Genomic DNA, 22671 nt, shown 5'->3' with positions numbered 1-22671 from the left:
CAAAGATAATGAAGCTTCGTAGCTTGCGTTAATAAGTTATGAAACAATTCTCCATATTAGCCTTAACACTCCTATTCATTCAAACATCGTCTGGTCAAATTGGCCTCGAATTAGCTACTACTCACCATAATTTGAATAGTGAAGCATCGAATCCTGTTTCTGGAAATAATTTAGATGATGCCTATCAATCTTTTGAATTGGGGATTAATTATTGGTTGAGACTTAAAAATTATCGCCTGGAGTTTTTACCTGGTGTCAAACTTGGCTTTGGTCAAAATAAAGTTGCAATTGACAATATCCAAGACCTTAAGTTTAATGAATTAACGGCTCAAATTAATGTAACTACCCAGATTTACCCATTTAGCTTTAAAGATGATTGCAACTGCCCAACCTTTAAAAAGACGGGTAATTTCTTCACAAAGGGCTTCCATTTCATTATTCAGCCTGCTTACATATTTTCACATCGTTCATTTACCCCTGAAACGGAGGCCTATTTAAACAATCAGCACCTCTTTGCCATCGGCCTTGGTGCTGGTATAGATTTTGGATTATCCAAATTATGGACGCTTTCTCCATCTGTAATATTTGCTCCTGTTTTTGGCGACCATTATTTATCACAGGAAGTTGATGGTTCCCGAACAAACTTTACACACCACGCATTATCCATCGGACTTAAACTCATGTACCGCCGAGATTATAAAAAACGATATTAGTTGGGGGCAAATATTTATAATTTATTAGATTTAAAATTCGTATAACACATTCTCTTTCAAATTATTACAATAATATTTTCCTGGAACTTTATAAGGTTGAATCCAAATTTGAAGTAAATATTAAATTTGTAAAAAAAAATCGGAGTAAGCTTGCAAACATCTTGCCCTAAATGGAGCTTTTTAGATTAGAGATTGAAGCTAACCCAACGATTGTTGATTTATATTTTTGAACACCCCTAAAAAGGTATAAATTTAATTTAAATGGGATAAACAGATAAATGAGTACAAACTTACATTTAGCCCTGAAAGGGCTCTATATCCTAGCGATGGGTGCAAACCCATCGATTGTAATTTTTATTTCTAAACAGCCCTGAAAGGGCGTAATTTAATCTATATAGAACAAACAGATAAATGAGTACAAATTTACATTTAGCCCTGAAAGGGCTAAATGTATTAGCGATGGATGTAAACCCATCACTTGTAATTTTTATTTTAAAACAGCCCTGGAAGGGCGTAATTTAATTCATATGGGCCAGTCACTCGTAAAAAACTACTTACATATCATTTTTAGCACAAAGCACAGACAAGCTTTAATTCACCCACCATTTAATGTAGAACTTCATGCTTATTTAGGAGGAATTTGCAATGCATTAGAGTCTCAGGTTATAATCAGTGGGGGCTATACCGATCATGTTCATATACTTTGTTTGTTGTCAAAAAAAATTGCTCTAACTAAGCTGATTGAAAATTTAAAATCCAATTCTTCAAAATGGATGAAAACTAAAGATGTTTCCTTGAAAAATTTTTATTGGCAAGATGGGTATGGCGCTTTTTCAGTGAATCCTTATGAAGTTGATCATGTAATTGCATACATTAAGAACCAGTATGAACATCATGAAAAAATTACTTTTCAGGATGAATATAGATTATTTCTTACTAAATATAAAGTTGAATATGATGAACGTTACATTTGGGACTAACTATTTCGCCCTTTCAGGGCTTAAAAATCCGACGCTACTGATTTCAAAGGGCTGCACCCTTTGTTGATTAATTTCGCCCTTTCAGGGCTATTCGCCATTTAAACTAAGAAATTCGTTACACACTAAATTGATTTTTGACCTTATCTTTCAGGTCTATACGCTATTTAAACTAAGGAATTCGCTACCCATTTTAGGCAATTTTAAACCTTACCTTTCAGGGCTATCCGCGATTTAAACTAAGAAATTCGTTACCCATTAAGTTGATTTTTGAAGTTATCTTTCAAGTCTATACGATATTTAAAATAAGGAATCACATATCCATCTTAGGCGATTTTAGACCTTTCCTTTCAGGGCTATCCGCGATTTAAACTAAGAAATTCGTCACCCACTAAGTTGATTTTTGACCTTATCTTTCAGGTCTATACGCTATTTAAACTAAGGAATTCGCTACCCATTTTAGGCGATTTTAGACCTTACCTTTCAGGGCTATCCGCGATTTAAACTAAGAAATTCGTCACCCACTAAATTGATTTTTGACCTTATCTTTTAGGTCTATACGCTATTTAAACTAAGGAATTCGCTACCCATTTTAGGCAATTGTAAACCTTACCTTTCAGGGCTATGCGCGATTTAAACTAAGAAATTCGTTACCCAGTAAGTTGATTTTTGACCTTATCTTTCCGGGATATACGCTATTTAAACTAAGGAATCCCATACCCATCTTAGGCGATTTTAGATCTTACCTTTCAAGGCTATGCGCGATTTTAACTAAGAAATTCGTTACCCACTAAGTTGATTTTTGACCTTATCTTTCAGGGATATTTATATTTTAAACAAAATAAGGAGAAGATTAGCAATTCATGTGCTTTATTAATCAATAATTTGGGATTAATGAATTATTATCCTTTTGTAAAAATCATTGAAAGTTGATGGACATTATTGATTTTCCAGTTTTTTAGATAAAACCGTATCTCGCATTCCATTCTTAAAATCTACTAATATCTGATCCAATATAGGATCTGAAATAGCGAGAATCTCAGCTGCTAAAATGCCGGCATTTTTGGCACCATTAAGTGCTACAGTAGCGACTGGCACGCCATTTGGCATTTGCAATATGGATAAAAGCGAATCCCACCCATCTATAGAATTAGATGATTTAATAGGAACTCCTATCACGGGTAATGTAGTCAAGGAGGCAATCATCCCAGGCAAATGCGCTGCGCCACCCGCTCCGGCTATTATAATTTTAATACCTCGTGATTTGGCTGATTTTGCATAGTCCACCATATACTCAGGAGTTCTATGAGCAGATACCACTTTCAATTCAAACGGGACATTACATTCCTTTAAAAAATGAGCGGCTTCCTGCATGATCCCAAAATCACTATCTGAACCCATTATAATCCCTACTATCGGTGTTATCATGAAATTACTTTTATTGTATTTGATACAAAATTTGCCTTTCGTCTACATTCATCCAAATCTATGCCAGTTACAGTTATATGTCCCATTTTTCGAAATGGCTTGGTTTCTAATTTGCCATACAAGTGTATATGTACTCCATCTAATTCTAAACAAGATTCCATACCTTGATACCTTACCGGGCCACTATAGTCCTTTTCACCAATAAGGTTGATCATTATTGCTGCCCGATCCCCATAAGTGCAGCCTAAAGGCAATCCGGAAATAGCTCTGATGTGATTTGCAAATTGACTTGTTGCACCATTATCCAAAGTGTGATGTCCACTATTATGTGGTCTTGGAGCCATTTCATTAATCCAGATGGTTCCATCTTTATTCACAAACATTTCCACTGCCAATAAACCAACTATTCCTAATTCATTGGCTAACCGAAATGCGAGGGATTCAGCTTGTGACTCCAATTCAGCGCTTAATCCAGCGGGACAATTAAGAAATTCAACTAAATTGGCTGTTGGGTGAAAATCCATGGAAACCCCAGGATAAGTTTTACAATCTCCTTGACTATTCCGGATAGCTATAATGCTGATCTCAGTCTGTATATCAGCAAGTTGTTCAATCACAGAAGGTCCTGGAAGCAAAAGATCTAAATTGGATTTGTTTTTAATAATAGAAACCCCTTTACCATCATAACCTCCTGTTCGAGTTTTTTGAACAAAAGGATAATTGATCGAACCCTCATCCATTTTAAGCTGGATCTCCTGAGCGTCATGGATTAACAAAAAAGGTGCAGTAGGATATCCATGTTCTAAAAAGTATTGCTTTTGCAAGCCTTTATCTTGAATCATTTGCAAAATATGTGGCTGCGGAAATACCTTTTTTCCAGACCGTTCTAAATCAAAAAGTGCCTGAAGATTAACATGTTCTAATTCAATGGTAATGATGTCATAGTTTTTCCCGAATCGCATTACCGTATCGTAATCGTTAAAATCACCTTCGACAAATAAAGGTGAAACTTTTCCTGCTGGAAAATCCTTACTTTTGTCAAGAAATGTTAATTCAATGTCTAATTTGGAGGCTTCCTGTGCCAACATTTTGCCAAGTTGGCCACCACCCAAAACACCAATTCGTAAGTCAGAAGGCTTAAAAGACATAGTTAATTTTTTGAATAATGATCATTAAAATTCAATGCAAAACTAATCACAATGCTAAATCGGACGATAATAAAAAACAGCATTCTCGTAAATGAAGGAAAAAGCTTTGAATCTGACCTTTTGATATGTGAGGGTCGAATTGAAAGAATTGACCGAGATATAAGTCATCCGGAAGCCTATATTATAGAGGCTGATGGATTAAATTTGATACCAGGATGTATCGATGATCAGGTTCATTTCAGAGATCCCGGATTGACCCATAAAGCAGATATTGCAACTGAATCAAGAGCTGCAGTGGCTGGAGGGATAACATCTTTTATGGAAATGCCTAATACGATACCAAATACTTTAACAAAAGCACTTCTTGAAGCTAAATATCTGATAGCAGAAAAAAAATCTGTTGCCAATTATTCCTTCTATATGGGTGTCTCGCATGACAATTTAGACGAAATATTGAGCGTGAATTATTCCAATGTCTGTGGGATTAAAGTATTTATGGGCTCTTCAACAGGAGGCATGTTGGTAGACGATCCTCACATCCTTGAATCCCTGTTTTCCAAGGCACCTACATTGATTGCCACACATTGCGAAGATGAAAAAACTATTAAACATAACTTAGCTCTTTTTGAAAAACAATTTAATGGGAGTCTCACTGCTGATCAACACCCTAACATTAGAAGCAGGGAGGCTTGTCTACTGTCTTCTTCCTTTGCAGTTTCATTGGCTAAAAAGCACAATACGAGACTTCATATTTTGCACATTAGCACTGCTGATGAATTAAGTTTATTTGAAAATATAACAGCATTAGCAGATAAGAAGATAACCTCAGAAGCATGTGTTCATCATTTATTTTTTGATGATACCAGCTATCCTACTTTAGGAAATAAAATCAAATGCAATCCTGCTATTAAAACACCAGTAGATCGAAAAGCACTATGCCAAGGATTAACAGACGGAATACTGGATGTGGTTGCCACTGACCATGCACCCCATACTTTGGACGAAAAATCACAACCTTACCTTTCTGCTCCTTCAGGATTACCCTTAGTTCAACATGCATTGCCTATGATGATAACCCTAGGTGTTGAAAATCATTGGGACCTGCCCTTTATAGTGCAAAAAATGGCACACAATCCCGCTATTTGCTTCCAAATAGCAAATCGCGGATTTCTTCGTGAAGGATATTTTGCGGATCTTGTAATTTTGGATCCACATCAGGTTCAAAACATTAAGGCAGCGCAATTGTATTATAAATGTGGTTGGTCACCTTTGGAAACTTATGATCTCAGAGGAAAGATTGTTAAAACTTTTGTCAATGGACATTTGGTATACGACAATGATCACATTGTTGCTGAACAAACAGGAATGAGAATGAATTTTGACAGAAAATAAATTTCATGATCACTAGGATGCAATAAAGATTAAAATATTCAATGCATGTGGACTATTAAATCCAAACAAGCGTTATTTGTTTACTTAACACCATGAATTAATGAGATTTTATACTATATACTTTTCTTTAATTTTATCAACCATAGGCACAAGCTTACACAGTCAACCTTTGGAACGAAAAGACATACCCTTTTTTGTCAATAGTCGCCAACTTAAATATCCGATGACCGGAGGCATCAATAATGCCCAAGTAAATCAAGGTGATTTAAATTTTGATGGCATTTTAGATCTTTTGGTTTTTGACAAAAATGGAAATGTATTAATGCCATTCATTTTTAATGGAAAAACGGGAAAATATAATTTCCAACCCGAAATGGGAAGGCAATTTCCTAGAGTACTTGATTGGGTGATCCTAAAAGATTACAACAAGGATGGTATCATCGACATGTTTTCAAGTTCATTTAATACACAAGGACCGGCAGGCATTGAAGTTTATAAAGGCACTAATGTAAATGGTTTCTTGCAATTTCAAATAGCAAGTATTGGCAAGGAAAAATACAATATCTTATACTGGCCTACAGGTGGAAATCAGTATACTCAAATACCTGTAGATTATATTGATTATCCATCCATTGATGATATCGACCAGGATGGTGATCTGGACATCCTTACTTTTACAAGTGGTGGAAGTTACGTTCAATGGTTTAAAAATATTTCAAAGGAAAGAGGCTGGTCATTAGATTCACTTCAATTTATTTTACAAGATGAATGTTATGGCCGCTTTGTTGAGAATGGATTGTCGTCTGAAATCAAATTAAGTCCTACTTCAGATTCTTGTGCCAGTTACTTTACAATACCAAACAATCAAATCCGACATAGTGGATCGACTATTTTAAGTTGTGATTTAAATGGTGACCCGTTGCGAGATTTATTGATTGGCGACGTGTCCAATAATGCGATGATCGGACTTTTCAATGGAGGTTCATCTACAACAGCCTGGATGAACAAAGAGGATAACACATGGCCTTCCAATAGCACACCCATTAATATGAATAAATTTAATTCAGCTTTCGAAGTTGATTTTAATTTAGATGGCCATTTGGATATACTTGTCGCCCCTAACCAAAGATATCAATCAGAGAATATTAATAATCTTTGGTATTATCAAAACAAACCTATCAATACCAAACCAAACTTCACTTTAACTCAAAAGAATTTACTCATTGAGGATATGTTGGATTTTGGATCTGCTGCTCATCCATGTTTTGTAGATTACAATCAAGATGGTTTGACTGATTTATTAATCGGAACCGAAGGATTTTATTCACTCAACAATAGCAGAGATCCAAGACTTGTGTTATTCAAAAACATTGGTTCAATTAAATCACCACAATATGAATTGGTGGATAGCAATTATATAAATTTCAAACAGTTCGGAGAAGGCATTAACGGAACTTCAAATTTTACTCCAAGTTTTGGGGATTTAGATGGAGATGGCGATCTGGATATGCTCACAGGTGAATCGCAGGGTGGATTTTTCTATTCTGAAAACATCGCGGGACCAGGAAAAGAATTTGTATTTAAACAAGCCATTTACGATTATTTTCAATTGTCTGCACGCTCTTATAGTGTTCCCTATTTAGTAGATCTGAATCGGGATGGATTAACGGACATTGTAGCAGGATCTTTGTTGAGTAACAATGATATCAACCGGGTACCATGTGGAAGTTTTTATTACTTTCAAAATCAAGGAACTAAAAACTCACCATTATTTGATCCGGATTATTATAACAGTCCAAACACCAATTGCCTGGGAAATATTATTTTACAAGGAGTTGGATCCAAGGTTTATTCCGCCCCAATGTTTTACGATGCTAATGGAAAGTACCTAATGTTCTCAGGTGGCTTATTAGGTGAGACTTCTGTATTTAGTCACATTGAAGGAAATTTATATAATAAGTTTACAATAGAATATTTAAATTATGGTCAATTACGTGAAGGTGAAAACACTCATTTGAGCGTTGCAGATATAGATGATGATGGTGTTTTGGACATGGTTGTGGGCAATCAGCGTGGTGGCTTTTCTATATTCTCTACTACTTATAAAACGGATGGCACCATAGTTAGTTCTAACGATGTTCATAACAATGAATTTAAAATATACCCTAATCCTGCTCAACATACGATAACATTTGAATGTGATCAAAATACTACTAGCGGAATATTAAAGATTATAGACTTAAATGGCGCAGTGATATCCTCCATTGCTATCAATGACTTAAATAAAAAAACGCTAGATGTAAGCAATTTTAAAAGTGGGTGTTATGTGATAAAATTTCAAAGTGGAACGCAATTTTTAGTTTCTAAATTTATTAAAATTTAGTTCACGTCAGTGAATTCAGAACTCCTATACCCTTTACAAAATTGACAAGCATTAAAAAGATCACTTTGGTTACTTGACATTTTTCTAAAATATTTATTTTCATTTTAATTAGAAACTTTTTGTTCTTTTTTCATGAAAAAAAAGAACCAAAAATTCTAGACTGTAAGGTCTAAGCCTAAAATGATTCCATGAAACCTAAATTCAAAAAACTCGCCAATGGCCATGTTTCTTTTGTTTAGCATAACACTTGCCCAGCTCGCATTATTGTTCTTTTTTTAGCATTATGTTGGGCTCATACAGTTTTGAATTTTTAACGGTTTCATTACATCATTTTTTAACGGCTTACCCCTTAAGGTCGATCCAAATTTCTATGACTACATATTATTAGCTACTGCCCTTCAAAATTAATTTGTGAATTATCTCTACACATGTTAATATATTCTTGATCAAGTTCAGTAGTTCTCCAACTTTAAATCAAATTAAACATAAGCAAACAACTTTCATCAACAAAATAGTATCGTAGGTGATTTTATACTTTCGAATACCTTTAACGGAACCCAATAAAAAATAAATCAGAAGTAGATTAATCAATAATTGAGAAACCATTTTATTTCTATCCAGGCACAGAAACTTCCACATCAAAACATCCAAAATAATTATTATAGAACTGCCCACCAAAATGATAAAAGTGGAATGTTGTTTTGACAAAATCGTTGAAGCCGTTATATGTTTCGACTTCAAATCTACATCATAGTCAATTTCATCAAATCGCATGGAGATTAAAAAAATAAACACAAAAACTTCCATGGTCAGTATTACCAATATGGGATTAACATCCTTGAATGAAATGAAAATCCATGGCATCAATACCCATACCAGAGCTACTAAAACATTTTTAAGAAATGGAATCTGACGGAGATTCAAATACTGATGTGGAATACCATACAATAATGCTAAAGTAAATTCCAACATAAGCAAGTTTGAATTTAAATCTGCCCATTTAAAATTCCAATATATCAGAACACAAATACATACACCAATAACCAATGGTAAGGATAAAAAGAATGAGTTAAATTTCCTGACATTGGGATTATATATTTGGAGGTAATAATAGTAGCTAAAAACCAGAAAAAAAATAAAAAGCAATTGTTCCTTGCCAAGAAATCCTTTTTGTGTGGAATAATAAATCCCATAACACAATAACAGACCAATCAAACCATAAAATAATACAAGACCAACAGAGCCAATAATTCTCATGAAACTATTTGTATGTTGATGGATTGAAAATGATATTCAATCAATGTACAAAAAACTCAAAAGTGGAAATTCAAACCCATAGAAATCAAATCATCTTCCTGTTTGAACAGATCATTAGAAAGGTTGAAACTATGCATAACCTGCAATTGAAATTTGATTTTTTCAGATCCTACTCGAACTGTCAGTGCAGGTTCAATTAAAAAATTAATTCGATTGGCTTTTAAATACTCAGTTTGATCTGCATTGTCAAAAATCAAACTTCCTTTATAATTGCCATAATTCAAACTGCTAAATCTGGATGAAAAAATGACAGAATAATATTTTTCATTAAAGCCTAATATGGGTTGTATAGTATATCGATTTAATAAAGCAGAAATTTTACCGGTTGTGTTCGGATTTGCAGTCAAAGTCGTCGGAAAGTGATTCTCCATTCCGCCAATACCAAATAGCGCATAGGTTTCAAAAATAATTCGCTCTCTAATGGGTTTATAATAGCCCAAACCCAACTCAAATAATTTGCCTCCTCCTCCATTGCCATTATCCAAATCTCTTGGAACATAAAAAGCTGTATTGGCTTGAAGCGTAAATTTTGAACTTAAACCGTATGCACCTTGAATTTCAACTTGATTTGCATTACCAGCAATACTTAGATTGACCTGACCTTTTTCCCCAATCATGGGAACATTTTGTGTATTTGGAACATAAAAAGTAGGATTGCAAGACATCCCAAAAACAAAAATAAAAACCAAAATCGAAAGACTATAGATATTTTTCATATGTATAAATTATTATCAAATATACATAACAATTCAAGTATGAGCCATTTAAGGGAGATTAATTTGTAGGAACAGATATAATCCTTTGCATTTGGTAACTTTTTACGGTTCTTGACCGCTAATATCGATCTACATTATCAAATTTAATTTCTTTACACTAAAACTTTTTTTAGAAACAGAGCATCATTCTTAGCCCTGAAAGGGCGAAATAAAACAACAAAGGGTGAAGCCCTTTGAACCAACCTCAAACTCATCTTTTAGCCCTGAAAGGGCGAAATCATTAACCCTATAGAACCTCCATTTTCCTACCCCAATGGTTTAAAAGTAATAATGAAAAATCACCTTGAAAAGTCATTCTTTGTATTAACAGGCATTATATCTAAAGTGGCACATAGCAAATTACACCCTTTCAGGGCTTATCCATAAATTCTATTACTTACCGATGGGTTGGCACCCATCATTGATTTATTTGACCCCTTCAGGGCCATAAGTTTGTATTTATTTATAAGCAAAGAATAGATATCTAAAAGTATTTCAAACTTTTCTTTGGATCAATGGCCAAGAGCACCTCATAGATGAGCTTTATCACATGCTCGATATCTGCCTTATGAGCTGATTCTACAGTCGTATGCATATATCTCAATGGAAGTGAAATCAAAACCGAAGGCACACCACCATTCGAATATGCAAATGCATCAGTGTCTGTACCTGTGCTTCTTGAAGCTGCTGATCTTTGGATTGGAATTTCTTTTTCTGCAGCAGTTTTAACAACTAGTTTTTGTAAGGTATTATGTACTGCAGGGGCATAACAAATCACCGGACCACTACCACATTTAATACTACCCTGCTCTTTGGTTTTCACCATGGGTGTGTGGGTATCATGGGTAACATCGGTTACAATGGCTATATTGGGCTTGATGGTCTCAGCAATCATCTCTGCACCTCTGAGTCCAATTTCTTCCTGTACAGAATTGACTATATATAAAGAAAATGGAAGCTTGACTTTGTTTTTCTTTAAGAGTCTGGCTACTTCTGCAATACAAAAACCACCCATTCTATTGTCCAAAGCCCGACCAACATAAAAGGTATCGTTTAATTTCATTAAAGTATCTTCATAGGTGATTACTTGACCGACATGGATCCCCATTTTTTCTACTTCTTCTTTGTCCTTCGCACCTACATCAATAAAAATATTTTCAATCGTAGCTGTCATGTTGGTATCAATGCCTTTACGCATATGAATGGCTGGCCAACCAAATATCCCTTTCACAAAACCTTTTTCGGTATGTATATTGACTCTTTTTGAAGGTGCGATAGACTGATCCGATCCGCCATTTCTGATAACATAAATATATCCGTCATCTGTGATGTAATTTACCATCCATGAAATTTCATCTGAATGGCCTTCTATGATGACTTTGAAATCCTTCCCAGGATTTACGACAGAATATAACGTACCGTAGTAATCTAAATGCCATTCATCAACATAATCTTTGATGTAATCCAGCCAAATTTTTTGACCTGAAGCCTCATGACCAGTTGGAGAAGCATTATTTAAATATTCAAAGAGAAACTCTTCTGACTTTTTATTAATAATTGACATAATTTAAAGTATTAATTATGGTTAAGAAATTGATCTGACCATAATTTCGGATTAATGTTCCAAGAACTTAATTGATCATATTCAAGGGAAGTAATGTCATTCCTATACAAAGCTCGTTCCAAAAGTGTCGGAAAGTCCGTTAAAGTGCGAAATGGGATATTATTTTCTTTAAATTTTTCATTCGCAGATAAAAAACCGTACTGAAAAATGGCTAAAACGCCTGCTACTTTGATTTCATTCTCCTGAAGCGCATGAACGGCTTCTAAAGAACTTCCACCCGTAGATATGAGATCTTCAATAACTAAAACAGTACTATTTTCAGGCAATTTACCTTCGATTAGGTTTTTCATACCATGTTCCTTGGGTTTATTTCGAACATAACAATAGGGCAAATCTAATCGATCAGCTAAATAGGCACCCCAGGCAATACCTGCTGTAGCAACACCTGCAATAGCATTGATACCGTCAAAACAACTACTTTCCCGAACCAAGGCCAATATCAACTCCTTTCTGGCTGCAGGATATGATAAAATAAGCCTATTATCACAATAAATGGGACTTCTTAACCCAGATGCCCAAGTAAAAGGATTAGGTGCATTTAATTTAATTGCGTTTATTTGCAGCAATCTATCAGCGATGTTTTTAGCCAAACTCATTTAAATCTATGTCAAAAGAGCGTCAAAAGTACGAAATTTATATAAATGACCGACTTCTAATCTTAATGTCTGAAACAGAATTATCGACCATTTCAACTGATCAAAAAAGCTTGATCATGCCTTACAAGGGCCTTAAAAAAAGTCTTTTTCAATATATGGAAATACTCGAAAAATCAAGCAGATTCGAACAAGTCATCCTTTTTGCGGCCGATTTGGGTTTAATGTATGATGATCTAAAGAGCTTGTTGAACTGGGTGCCAGCAGCAGGAGGAATCATCCATAATCAGGAAAAAAAAATTCTGATGATTTTTCGTAAGGGTCTTTGGGATCTTCCTAAAGGTAAGTTAGATCCTAATGAAGATTTCCCAACTGCAGGATTGAGGGAATGTCAGGAAGAAACAGGTCTTAATGCACTCCAACTCAAATCCAAAGCTGGAACCACATGGCATATCTATAGGGACAAAAAAGGAATCAGATGTCTTAAAAAAACCAAATGGTATCATTTGAATTTGGTTAAAGACCAAATTCCTGTTCCCCAAGCAGAAGAAAACATAACCGACATTCAATGGTTTACTATTGAAGATGCCAGACGATTAAGTCCGATACACAAAAGTGTAACTGTCTTATTAAATAAAATCTAAGTTTGATTTGAAATGAAACCAAAGGTCATCCCGTTTGAAAAATTTGAAGGTGCTGGAAATGATTTTATCATTTTTGATTTTTTTGAATTTGAATTTATTGATCTTAATGAACAAGCAGTATTAGAACGTATGTGTGATCGACATTTTGGTATTGGTGCGGATGGCATCATTGCTGTTTGTCAAGATCCGAAATTTGATTTCAGAATGAAATACTTAAATTCAGACGGCCGATTTTCGACTTTTTGTGGAAATGGGAGTCGTTGTGCAGTATTATATGTATGCACCAAACTAAACAAAACTAAACTTCATTTTATTGCTGCTGATGGCGAGCATACAGGTGAACTCAAAGGCAATGAAGTAAGAATAAAAATGTCAGATATAGATCAATTGACATCAACACCATTCGGACCATTTGTCCAAAGTGGTTCCCCTCATATCATGGTTGAAGTCAATGATCCTTTCCATTACAACATCTACGAAGAGGGAAAAAAAATAAGAAATGCATTCTCTCCTGAAGGTTCCAATGTGAATTTTATAGAATGGAAGGACGATCAACTTTGGATTGCCACCTATGAACGCGGCGTCGAAAATGAAACTCTGGCTTGCGGGACCGGAATTACCGCGGCAGCCTACTATCAGGCCATACAATTGAAACTGCAAGGTTATGTTTCTATTCCTGTTATTTCAAAAGGAGGACAGTTAAAAGTTGAGTTAAATCTACAGGGTCAAAAAGCAACAGATATTTATCTTACGGGACCAGCTCATGAGGTATTTTCAGGGTTTTATAAAATATAAGACAATTCATATTTAAACCCAATGCAAATCAAATTTTTATTATATGGATTGAATGATTTGATGCCAAATATTTCATTTATCTAATTTCAGAGTATTTGGGTCAATTAAGTAATTCAAGACCTTGGATCTAATTTGATCATTTAAATCTTGAAACAATTCATTAAATAAAATAACACCTGAATGAGTTCTAAGTCCTGCATCGACTGTTCTGTTTCCATGACCATTTTTAGTATCCTCATTTTTTAATTGACTCAAACACTTCACAATGGAATTAAAAGGTAATGAAGTGGGCATGTTTTTTTTCTTCAGAAAATAATAGATTTCTTTACTAGATTTAATGACTTTAATAAATTCATTAATGTGCTCTCTTGTTTTTTGAAAGCATGGATCATTATGAATTTTTTCTGGAGCAGTTCCTGATTTACGTCGAAACAAATCACCGTCCTGAGTTTTATAAAAAATGATGTTACCTACAGCTCCTGTAACCCGAATGAGTCCAGTTTGATATCCCATAATATTTAATGTTATTGATATAATAACGAAAAAAGTCTAATATTTATTGGAATATAAGACTTGAAAAAAAAGAAATTGATGCATTAGAACTGCACTTTATTGAAGAATGCAAGGTCCAATCATCATGAATAGAATCGTTGTACCAAAAGAGTTGATAGAGGATACCAAACCTACCCCATAGTCGTGGTTACTTGTGGGTAAGGTGTGCCTAACTTCATGGAAGATTTTGGGACAATGATCAATAATGATTAATGGTTAATGATCAATGGTTAATCAAATAATGATAAATGGTTAATGAATTAAAAATTAACCATTAATAATTATCACTAAAATATCTCCGTACCAGCAAAATGAAACGCACCCTCAATGGCTGCATTTTCATTAGAATCAGATCCGTGGATGGCGTTCTCTCCTATACTTTTAGCATAAAGCGCTCTGATTGTTCCAGGAGCAGCTTGGGCCGGGTTGGTCGCACCAATTAAGGTTCTGAAGCTTTCTACGGCATTTTCTTTCTCTAGGATTGCAGCTACTATTGGACCTCGGGACATAAATTCAACCAATTCGCCATAAAAGGGACGCTCGCTATGCACGGCATAGAATTCTTTGGCCTTTTCAATAGATAATTTGGTATATTTCATGGCAACAATTTTAAATCCTGCTGCACAGATCTTATCTAAAATTGCACCTATGTGTCCGGCTTCAACACCATCAGGCTTGATCATTGTAAATGTTCTATTATTGGTCATATTTCTTAAATTATTCGCAAAACTAATGATTGAATAGTTCATATCTACTCACCTTAACAAACCATTCAATATTATTTTGAAGAATTTTTTAGACTTTTGCAGAATTATATGGAAGGAATCTCAGAATTAAGCGCTTTACTTGAATTTCCAAAACAAATAGCCATCATTTCACATAGAAATCCTGATGGTGATGCTCTGGGTTCCAGCCTGGCTCTGAGTCTGTATTTACAATCTGCAGGACATTCGGTGAGAGTTCTCATGCCAAGTGACTACCCTATTAATTTCGAATGGATGCCTCAATCCGAAGAAATCATCATTTTCGATACCAACCAGGTTCTTGCCGAAAAATCAGTTAAAGAAGCCGAAATCATATTTTGCCTGGATTTCAATTCTTTAGAACGCATAGATAAGTTAGGACTAATTGTACTTTCCTCTACAGCAGCAAAAATCATGGTGGATCATCATCTGGATCCGGAACCTTTCGCTGATATCATTTTTAGCCGTGAATCTTCCAGTTCAACTGCTGAAATCATTTATGAAATTCTAATTGCCTTAGGGGCTAAAAAACCATTATCAAAATTGGTGATTGACTGCCTCTATACAGGTATTATGACGGATACAGGGTCTTTTCATCATGCTACTTCCACTAATGTTTTCAAAATTTGTGGTGAATTAAAAGAGCAAGGCTTAGACGACACTAGAATACAAGAATTAGTTCACAACAGCCAACCCGATAAATATTTAAAATTATTAGGGCATTGTTTACACAATCGCCTGGAATTATATCCTGAATCAAAATTTGGCCTTATTTATTTGACTCGGGAAGATTATAGAAATTATGATATTCAGCGGGGTGACACTGAAGGTATCATTAATTATTTGATGATGCTAAAAAGTGTTCATGTAGGCGCTTTAGTAACAAATCAACCTTCCATCATAAAATTGTCATTGCGTTCTAAAGGTGATTTTTCTGTTCAACGCATATGTAAAGAACATTTCAATGGTGGCGGGCATCGCAATGCATCAGGAGGATCTTCAAAACAAACTTTAGAAGAAACCATAAACAAACTTAAGGAAGTAGTTCCTAAATATATGTTCGTAAATCAATAATTTATTAATAAACAAAAAAATGAAAGCAAATTTTTTTTACATGTTGTGTTTCCTCATCGTAGGAACTTGGGCTTGCAAAAATGCAGGTTCATCAAAAATATCTATCAATGGACATAAATATACCCTCACTAAAGATGAGCCGGGTGTAAATGCCAAAGAGGGAGATTATGTTTATTTCAAATACAAAGTAAGAGCTAAGGATTCTGTTGTATTTAACTCTGAGGTACAAACTCCAGTTGTGAAATTCAAGATGCCAAAAATTGAAAAATCAGATCCAAAAGCATCTCAACCTATTATGGAGATTTTGGCCAATATGTCTAAAGGCGATGAAGGTACCATTACACATGTAATTGACGAAGAGTTAAAAAAACAAATTGGTATGCCAGGTGTCAATGAATTGTTTTATGATGTAGTATTGGTAGATGTTAAGAGTGAAGAAGAATTCAATAAGGAAAAAGCGGAAGAAGATAAAGTGCTTCAAGAAAAAATAGCAAGTTCTCAAGCTTTGGTTGCAGATATCGATAAAAATATTAAACAAACCATCCTTGATTTTAAAACAGGAAAAAATAAAGCAGATGTAGTAACTACTGCTTCCGGATTAAAATACATCATTCACCAAGCTGGTACAGGTGAGAAACCAAATTCAGGACAAATGGTCGGAGTGAATTATTATGGTACGCTTATGGATGGAACCAGATTTGATGATTCATGGTCTAGAGGACAAGATTTCAGTTTCCCTGTTGGACAAAGTCAAGTTATTAAAGGTTGGGATGAAGGTGTTATGAATTTCCCAGTTGGAACAAAAGCTACATTGTTCATTCCTTATGCATTAGCATACGGAGAAGCTGGTTCCCCTCCTACTATTCCGGCTAAATCGGATTTAGTATTCTATATAGAAGTCAATAGCATTAAGTAATATTTCAAATTTACAATCCTCCAAAATAGTGATATTTTGGAGGACTTTTTTTTTATTATCATTTTAAAATCACCATTTAATGACATTAGATCAGTTAAAAGAGCTTAAAGATCGGCTCGGTGAATTAAGGAGGTTTCTTTGACATCGATAACCGACTTTTAGACTTACAAGAAAAAGAACAACAAACCCTAAATCCTGAATTTTGGGCTAGTGGCCATCTTGCTGAAATGGTCATGAAGGATATTAAATCTCACAAAAACTGGATTTCTTCCTTCCTAAAAACACAATCCGCTTTAGATGATTTAGATGTACTTCTGGAATTCTTCGATCTGGGAGAAGCTACTGAAACCGAATTGGATCAAAAATATGCTGAATGCCTTCAATTAATTGAAGATCTAGAATTTCACTCTACCTTAAATAAACCTGAAGATGAATTAAGCTGTCTGGTTGAAATCAATTCAGGTGCTGGCGGAACGGAATCCTGTGATTGGTCCGCTATGCTCTATCGAATGTATCAAATGTGGGCAGAAAAAAGTGGCTATAAAGTCACTGTATTAAATTACCAACAAGGAGATATCGCAGGTATTAAGTCTGCAGAAATTGAAATTGCCGGAGATTTTGCATACGGTATGCTGAAAGGTGAGAATGGCGTTCACCGCCTGGTTCGTATTAGTCCATTTAATGCTCAAGGTAAAAGAATGACTTCATTCTCTTCCGTATTTGTCCATCCATTAGTAGACGATCGCATTGAAATCGTTATCAATCCTGCTGATCTTGATTGGGATACTTTTAGATCAAGTGGCGCCGGTGGCCAACACGTTAATAAAACGGAATCTGCAGTTCGCGTAAGACACCTACCCAGTGGGCTGGTTGTAGAATGCCAACAAGAAAGATCACAACATATGAATCGGGAAAAAGCACTGCAAATGCTGAAGTCGCGACTTTATGAACGTGAACTCCAAAGACAATTTGAGGAAAAAGAAAAAGTAGAATCCACTAAAATGAAAAATGAATGGGGTTCCCAAATACGGAGTTATGTACTCGATGATCGGCGGGTCAAGGACCACAGAACCGGATATCAAACAGGCAATACAGATGCTGTTCTTAATGGCAATCTGGATGATTTTTTGAAAGCTTATTTGATGCATAAAACGGTTGGAACTTCTGAAATTAATGAGGAATAATAGCAATAGCTTGTGGTCAATTTTGTTTGATGTTTACAATATCCAACTCCACCATTTTTATTCCTAAAAATGAATAACTTTTAAATTCAGAACTCCAGTGCAGTTCAAAAATTTATTTGTATTCGATTACTTTGATCGAAATTAAATTCAAAGAATTAGTAATAACATTTAGTAGTCATAGAAATTTGGACTGGCCTTAAGATGAACGAACAGAATGATCTCGTCATACCGACGAGATCATTCTGTGAAGTGAACCTAAATAATTGGCGAAGTCCTTGTAGCCAATAATTTAGGCATGGAGGAAGATGCATTGAAAACAAATTAGAATTTTTGGTTTCCCTCAGCCTGATACAGGCTTCAGTTCATTCGTTAATTTGTGATTTTGGATCACAAATTTCTTGCTTGGGCAAGATCACTCAATCATGTTTCATGAAAAAGAACAAAAAGTTTATAATTAAAACGAAAATAAAATTTTTAGATGGATGTCAAACTTAATTATTTAACCAGTTTTTCTATTTTATGTTGGACAAGGCACTCTGAACATCAAATATTCTCATTATTTGATTTTATAAAATTTGCTATAACCATACTTATACTAGTATTTCTTACGTTTAATCAATAATTTTCAGGAAAAGAAATCCATTATATTAGACGTTCTATATGGAGATCTAATTACCTCTAACATTAGATATTAGAGCCTATTCAAAGGTTATTTTAAGGATTTTAACCAAAATGGACGCTCTATTTGGACTTAAGTTTATGTTATAGCATACATATTACATTAATTAATCATATATTTGCTAACTATTTAATTAGGTATGAAGCACTACTTTCAAATAAGCATTTTTATACTCATTGCAAGTCAAGTTTTTGGTCAAGCTCCAAAGTTTAGTAACGACTTTCTAAATATTGGGGTTGGTTCACGTGGAATGGCAATGGCAGGCGCTGTGACTGCATCTACGGATCATATTAATGCAGCTTATTGGAATCCTGCAGGCCTGGTTAACATATCTGCAAATTTTCAAGTAGGCGCTCAACATGCGGAATGGTATTCCGGGATTGGCAATTATGATTATATAGGATTTGGTAAAAAATTAGATGCTGAAGGGAAGTCGTTTGGAGCAATTAGCGCCATTAGAATGGGTATAGACAATATTCCCAATACCCTCCGATTAATTGGCCCTGATGGAAGTGTGGATTATTCCAGAATACAATCTTTTAGTGTGGTTGATTATGGTTTCTTGGTGTCATATGGAAGAAAACTTAAAAATGAAGCTTGGAATGTGGGATTAAATGCCAAAATCATTCATCGGTCTTTTGGTTCTTTCGCTAAAGCATGGGGCGTTGGATTCGATGTAGGTGTTTTGTATCACAAAAACAAAATCAGATTTAGTATCGTCGGCAAGGATATTACAAGTACCTATAATGCTTATAAATTTACTTTTTCTGATGAGGAGAAAGCTGTATTACAAGCTACTGATAATACTATTCCAGTCAGTTCAGTGGAATATACACTACCCAAACTAAATTTTGGTTTTAACTATACATTTACACTGACTCCAAAAATCGGATTAAGCACTGAACTGGATTTGGATTGTTCAACAAATGGAACGAAAGCATCCTTAATAGGCTCTGACAAATTTAATGCAGAACCAAAAATCGGAATTGAATTGGATTATAACAAAAAAATATTTTTGAGATTAGGATCTAATAATTTTCAAAGTGAATTATTAAATGATGGAACAGGAAAAGAACAATTTACGTTCCAACCGACCGGAGGATTAGGTCTCCGTATAGGAAAAATAGGATTAGATTATGCCTTAACCAATATCGGAAATGTAGGTGTTGGTTTGTATTCGCATTTTTTCTCTGTTAGTTTAGATTTTTAAGTGTTTTAAATTATATTTAGGAGTTAGGTAAAATAATCCATATGTCTTCTCATCCGAAGTTTATTATATCTTAATTGTGTCGAGTAAAATTATTTTTGTTCTAATTTATATTGTTTTACTATTTCATTTTACACATTGCAAATCCCCGGACACAGCTAATCCATGTTCCAATTTTGAACTCCAGGAATTAATAAAGCAGGTATCCAAATCAAAATCACTGGAAGAATTTATACTCCCCGAATCATCTGATTTTGAAAACATTCCACAAGACACTAGCAATCCCATTTCAGTACAAAAAATTAAATTAGGGCAATTTCTTTTTTTTGATCCTGCCATTTCTTTTAACCCTAAATGCACTCCAGCTGCAGGGACTTTTTCTTGTGCAACCTGTCATTTTGCAGAAGCCGGATTTCAGGCAGGTATTCGACAATCTATTGCAGGAGGTGGCAGAGGATTCGGATTTAATAGGCAAAAACATCCACTCTGCGACTCTTCTGAAATGGATGTTCAAATGATACGAACCCCAAGTATAGTCAATTGCGCTTATCAGGAAGTCCAATTATGGAGCGGTAAGTTTGGCGCAACAGGTCCTAATTTTGGAACAGATTCATTATGGCCAAAAGGTAGTTTTATCGAATTGAATCGCTTGGGAATGCAAGGTGTCGAAACACAAGCAAGAGTAGCATTAGAAGCTCATGGAATGCGCATGAGCCCCAAATTAGTCAGCGAAACAGAATATCAAGCCCTGTTTGATTCTGCTTTTATTAGAACCGATGCTAATCTAAAATACCGAAGAATAAGTATGGCTAAAGCTATTGCCGCTTATGAAAGGATCGTGCTTACGAATAAAGCACCCTTTCAATATTGGTTAAGAGGCGATACTAATACACTTACAGCACAACAAGTAAATGGAGCGGCCCTTTTTTTTGGAAAAGGGAAATGTGTACAATGCCATAATGGCCCAGCATTGAACTCAATGAATTTTTATGCCTTGGGAATGAATGACATGGAAGGCAAAGATGTCGTTCAAAAAGATTCCATCAATGATATTCCCTTAGGGAGGGGCGCTTTTACTAAAAAAGAAGACGACATGTATTGTTTTAAAGTGCCACAATTATATAATCTTAAAGATGTTCGTTTCTTAGGACATGGAGGTAATTTTTCCAATGTTCGTGAAGTCATTGAATATAAAAACAAAGCAATCTCACAAAATATTAAAGTACCCCAAAAGCAGATTTCCAATTTATTTGTTGAACTCAAACTTACAGTTAAAGAGATAAATGCATTAACCGATTTTATCGAAAATGCACTCCACGATCCGGATCTTAAAAGATATCAACCAACATATGTTCCTTCAGGATTTTGTTTTCCGAATAACGATAAGTTAAGTAAAGAACAAATGAATTGCAATGCTAAACAAAAAATATTTGAATAGTCTATGAGGGACAAAAAAATAGTCATTGTTGCCACATCAGAGTTTGTTTTTGACCAACGTCTCATTCGTATAGCCCAGTCATTTTATAATAAAAATTTTCATGTTACTTTAATTACACAAAACAAATCCAATCAGAAATATGATTCATTGCCTTATGAATTCAAATTGATAAATACTTTTTTCAAAAGATCATTTTTATTCTATGCTGAATACAATCTTCGGATATTCATCAAGATGTTATTTTTAAAATTTGACTCCATTTATACATGCGACGCAGATACTTTATTGGCATCTTCAATCCTTAAATCCATAAAAGGAAAAAAATTAATCTTCGATGCCCACGAATATTTTGAGGAGAGTCCTGAAATTATAGGTCATACTTATAAGCAATGGTTTTGGACTCAAATATTAAAATTCGGAATCAAACGTGCTGATGTATGCATTACCGTTTCGAAAAGTCTTGGCAAGATTTACGAACAAAAATATAAAAAACCTTTCATCATAATAAGGAATTTGCCATATCCTACCCTACCCTCCAATAAAGTAATGAATATCAATAACATCATTTGGTACCAAGGTGTATTGAATGTGGGAAGAGGTTTAGAACACATGATAGAAGCCATGATTCATTTACCAGAATATAGATTTTATCTGGCAGGAGATGGGGACATTAGTTCTAAACTCAAAAAGCTAGTTGTTGATTTAAATCTCACAGATCGTGTAATATTCCTCGGTAAATTAAGTCCAAGTCAATTAAATATTGAAAACCAAAAAGTATGGATCGGAATAAATCTACTGGATCACACAAGTCTGAATTACTATTATTCCTTGGCCAACAAAACCTTTGATTATATACAAGCTGAAATACCTGCCATTCATATGTCATTTCCTGAATATGAAGATGTAATGAATCAATATCATGTTGGAATATGTATACCGGATTTAAATATTCCGACGATTGTAAATGCCGTCCGCTTTTTTGAATCAAAAGATAATTACGCAGCCACGCTGCACGCTATCAGAAAAGCTAAAGCAGAACTTATTTGGGTCAAAGAAGAACCTAAATTAATTGCATTATTACAATAATTTCTATTTAGTATCCAGTTCTA

Annotated in this window: 20 protein-coding genes; 12 read left to right on the top strand and 8 right to left on the bottom strand. The window is 34.7% G+C overall.

Going from position 1 to position 22671, the window contains the following annotated elements:
* The first annotated feature begins 38 nt into the window (after positions 1 to 38).
* Both IPK88_14530 and tnpA read left to right on the top strand, forming a co-directional pair.
* Complete coding sequence (locus IPK88_14530) at positions 39 to 713, top strand: hypothetical protein (protein MBK8244641.1); 675 nt, start codon at positions 39 to 41, stop codon at positions 711 to 713.
* Between the two features lie 527 nt (positions 714 to 1240).
* Positions 1241 to 1693 (top strand): IS200/IS605 family transposase, encoded by a 453-nt coding sequence (gene tnpA, locus IPK88_14525; GenBank protein ID MBK8244640.1) that lies wholly within the window; start codon positions 1241 to 1243, stop codon positions 1691 to 1693.
* 936 nt (positions 1694 to 2629) lie between these two features.
* On the opposite strand, the gene purE is transcribed toward tnpA, so the two are convergent.
* Complete coding sequence (purE, locus tag IPK88_14520) at positions 2630 to 3118, bottom strand: 5-(carboxyamino)imidazole ribonucleotide mutase (protein ID MBK8244639.1); 489 nt, start codon at positions 3116 to 3118, stop codon at positions 2630 to 2632.
* The gene (locus tag IPK88_14515) at positions 3115 to 4266 is read right to left on the bottom strand and encodes a 5-(carboxyamino)imidazole ribonucleotide synthase (protein ID MBK8244638.1); all 1152 of its coding nucleotides are present in this window, start codon (positions 4264 to 4266) and stop codon (positions 3115 to 3117) included. Before IPK88_14515 ends, purE begins: the two co-directional genes overlap by 4 nt.
* Positions 4267 to 4317: 51 nt before the next feature.
* Between IPK88_14515 and IPK88_14510 the strand changes: the two genes are divergently transcribed.
* Together IPK88_14510 and IPK88_14505 are read left to right on the top strand one after the other, a co-directional pair.
* Positions 4318 to 5658: a dihydroorotase gene (locus IPK88_14510; GenBank protein ID MBK8244637.1), complete on the top strand. Its 1341-nt coding sequence runs from the start codon at positions 4318 to 4320 to the stop codon at positions 5656 to 5658.
* Between the two features lie 100 nt (positions 5659 to 5758).
* Positions 5759 to 8041, top strand: coding sequence for a T9SS type A sorting domain-containing protein (locus IPK88_14505; GenBank protein MBK8244636.1), 2283 nt, complete (start codon positions 5759 to 5761; stop codon positions 8039 to 8041).
* Positions 8042 to 8515: 474 nt separating this feature from the next.
* Here the strand turns inward: IPK88_14505 and IPK88_14500 are convergent, their stop codons facing one another.
* The 4 genes from IPK88_14500 to IPK88_14485 form a co-directional block, all read right to left on the bottom strand.
* Complete coding sequence (locus IPK88_14500; GenBank protein ID MBK8244635.1) at positions 8516 to 9298, bottom strand: hypothetical protein; 783 nt, start codon at positions 9296 to 9298, stop codon at positions 8516 to 8518.
* A 56-nt stretch (positions 9299 to 9354) separates the two neighbouring features.
* Complete coding sequence (locus IPK88_14495) at positions 9355 to 10074, bottom strand: hypothetical protein (GenBank protein ID MBK8244634.1); 720 nt, start codon at positions 10072 to 10074, stop codon at positions 9355 to 9357.
* Positions 10075 to 10597: 523 nt separating this feature from the next.
* Entirely contained in the window at positions 10598 to 11677 is a 1080-nt protein-coding gene (locus IPK88_14490) for a M42 family metallopeptidase (GenBank protein ID MBK8244633.1), read from the bottom strand.
* An 11-nt stretch (positions 11678 to 11688) separates the two neighbouring features.
* Positions 11689 to 12333, bottom strand: coding sequence for an orotate phosphoribosyltransferase (locus IPK88_14485; protein ID MBK8244632.1), 645 nt, complete (start codon positions 12331 to 12333; stop codon positions 11689 to 11691).
* A gap of 8 nt (positions 12334 to 12341) precedes the next feature.
* On the opposite strand from IPK88_14485, the gene IPK88_14480 reads away from it, so the two are divergent.
* Both IPK88_14480 and dapF read left to right on the top strand, forming a co-directional pair.
* Positions 12342 to 12974: an NUDIX domain-containing protein gene (locus tag IPK88_14480; protein ID MBK8244631.1), complete on the top strand. Its 633-nt coding sequence runs from the start codon at positions 12342 to 12344 to the stop codon at positions 12972 to 12974.
* A gap of 12 nt (positions 12975 to 12986) precedes the next feature.
* Positions 12987 to 13769: a diaminopimelate epimerase gene (gene dapF, locus IPK88_14475; GenBank protein ID MBK8244630.1), complete on the top strand. Its 783-nt coding sequence runs from the start codon at positions 12987 to 12989 to the stop codon at positions 13767 to 13769.
* 72 nt (positions 13770 to 13841) lie between these two features.
* Here the strand turns inward: dapF and IPK88_14470 are convergent, their stop codons facing one another.
* Entirely contained in the window at positions 13842 to 14282 is a 441-nt protein-coding gene (locus IPK88_14470) for a hypothetical protein (protein MBK8244629.1), read from the bottom strand.
* Positions 14283 to 14608: 326 nt separating this feature from the next.
* Positions 14609 to 15028, bottom strand: a complete 420-nt coding sequence (locus tag IPK88_14465; protein ID MBK8244628.1) for a nucleoside-diphosphate kinase — start codon at positions 15026 to 15028, stop codon at positions 14609 to 14611.
* 108 nt (positions 15029 to 15136) lie between these two features.
* Here IPK88_14465 and IPK88_14460 point away from each other — a divergent pair, with 108 nt between their 5' ends.
* The 6 genes from IPK88_14460 (at position 15137) to IPK88_14435 (ending at position 22648) form a co-directional block, all read left to right on the top strand.
* A complete protein-coding gene (locus IPK88_14460) occupies positions 15137 to 16138 on the top strand; it encodes a bifunctional oligoribonuclease/PAP phosphatase NrnA (protein MBK8244627.1) in 1002 nt (333 codons plus the stop codon).
* Positions 16139 to 16157: 19 nt separating this feature from the next.
* Positions 16158 to 17054, top strand: a complete 897-nt coding sequence (locus IPK88_14455; GenBank protein MBK8244626.1) for an FKBP-type peptidyl-prolyl cis-trans isomerase — start codon at positions 16158 to 16160, stop codon at positions 17052 to 17054.
* 79 nt (positions 17055 to 17133) lie between these two features.
* Positions 17134 to 18238 (top strand): peptide chain release factor 2 gene (gene prfB, locus IPK88_14450; protein MBK8244625.1). Its coding sequence is split into 2 segments (ribosomal slippage): positions 17134 to 17181 and positions 17183 to 18238, totalling 1104 coding nucleotides; the frame shifts between segments, so codons are not numbered across the junction.
* Between the two features lie 818 nt (positions 18239 to 19056).
* On the top strand, positions 19057 to 20127 hold the full coding sequence (locus IPK88_14445; protein ID MBK8244624.1) for a PorV/PorQ family protein: 1071 nt from the start codon (positions 19057 to 19059) through the stop codon (positions 20125 to 20127).
* A 76-nt stretch (positions 20128 to 20203) separates the two neighbouring features.
* Positions 20204 to 21562 (top strand): cytochrome-c peroxidase, encoded by a 1359-nt coding sequence (locus tag IPK88_14440; protein MBK8244623.1) that lies wholly within the window; start codon positions 20204 to 20206, stop codon positions 21560 to 21562.
* A gap of 3 nt (positions 21563 to 21565) precedes the next feature.
* Positions 21566 to 22648, top strand: a complete 1083-nt coding sequence (locus IPK88_14435) for a glycosyltransferase (GenBank protein MBK8244622.1) — start codon at positions 21566 to 21568, stop codon at positions 22646 to 22648.
* The last annotated feature ends 23 nt before the right edge of the window (positions 22649 to 22671 follow it).

The sequence above is a fragment of the Candidatus Defluviibacterium haderslevense genome (assembly GCA_016712225.1).
Classification (GTDB): Bacteria; Bacteroidota; Bacteroidia; order Chitinophagales; family Saprospiraceae; genus Vicinibacter; species Vicinibacter haderslevensis.
The sequence above is the reverse complement of the archived record's forward strand: the minus strand, read 5'-3'. Positions and strand labels throughout refer to the sequence as shown.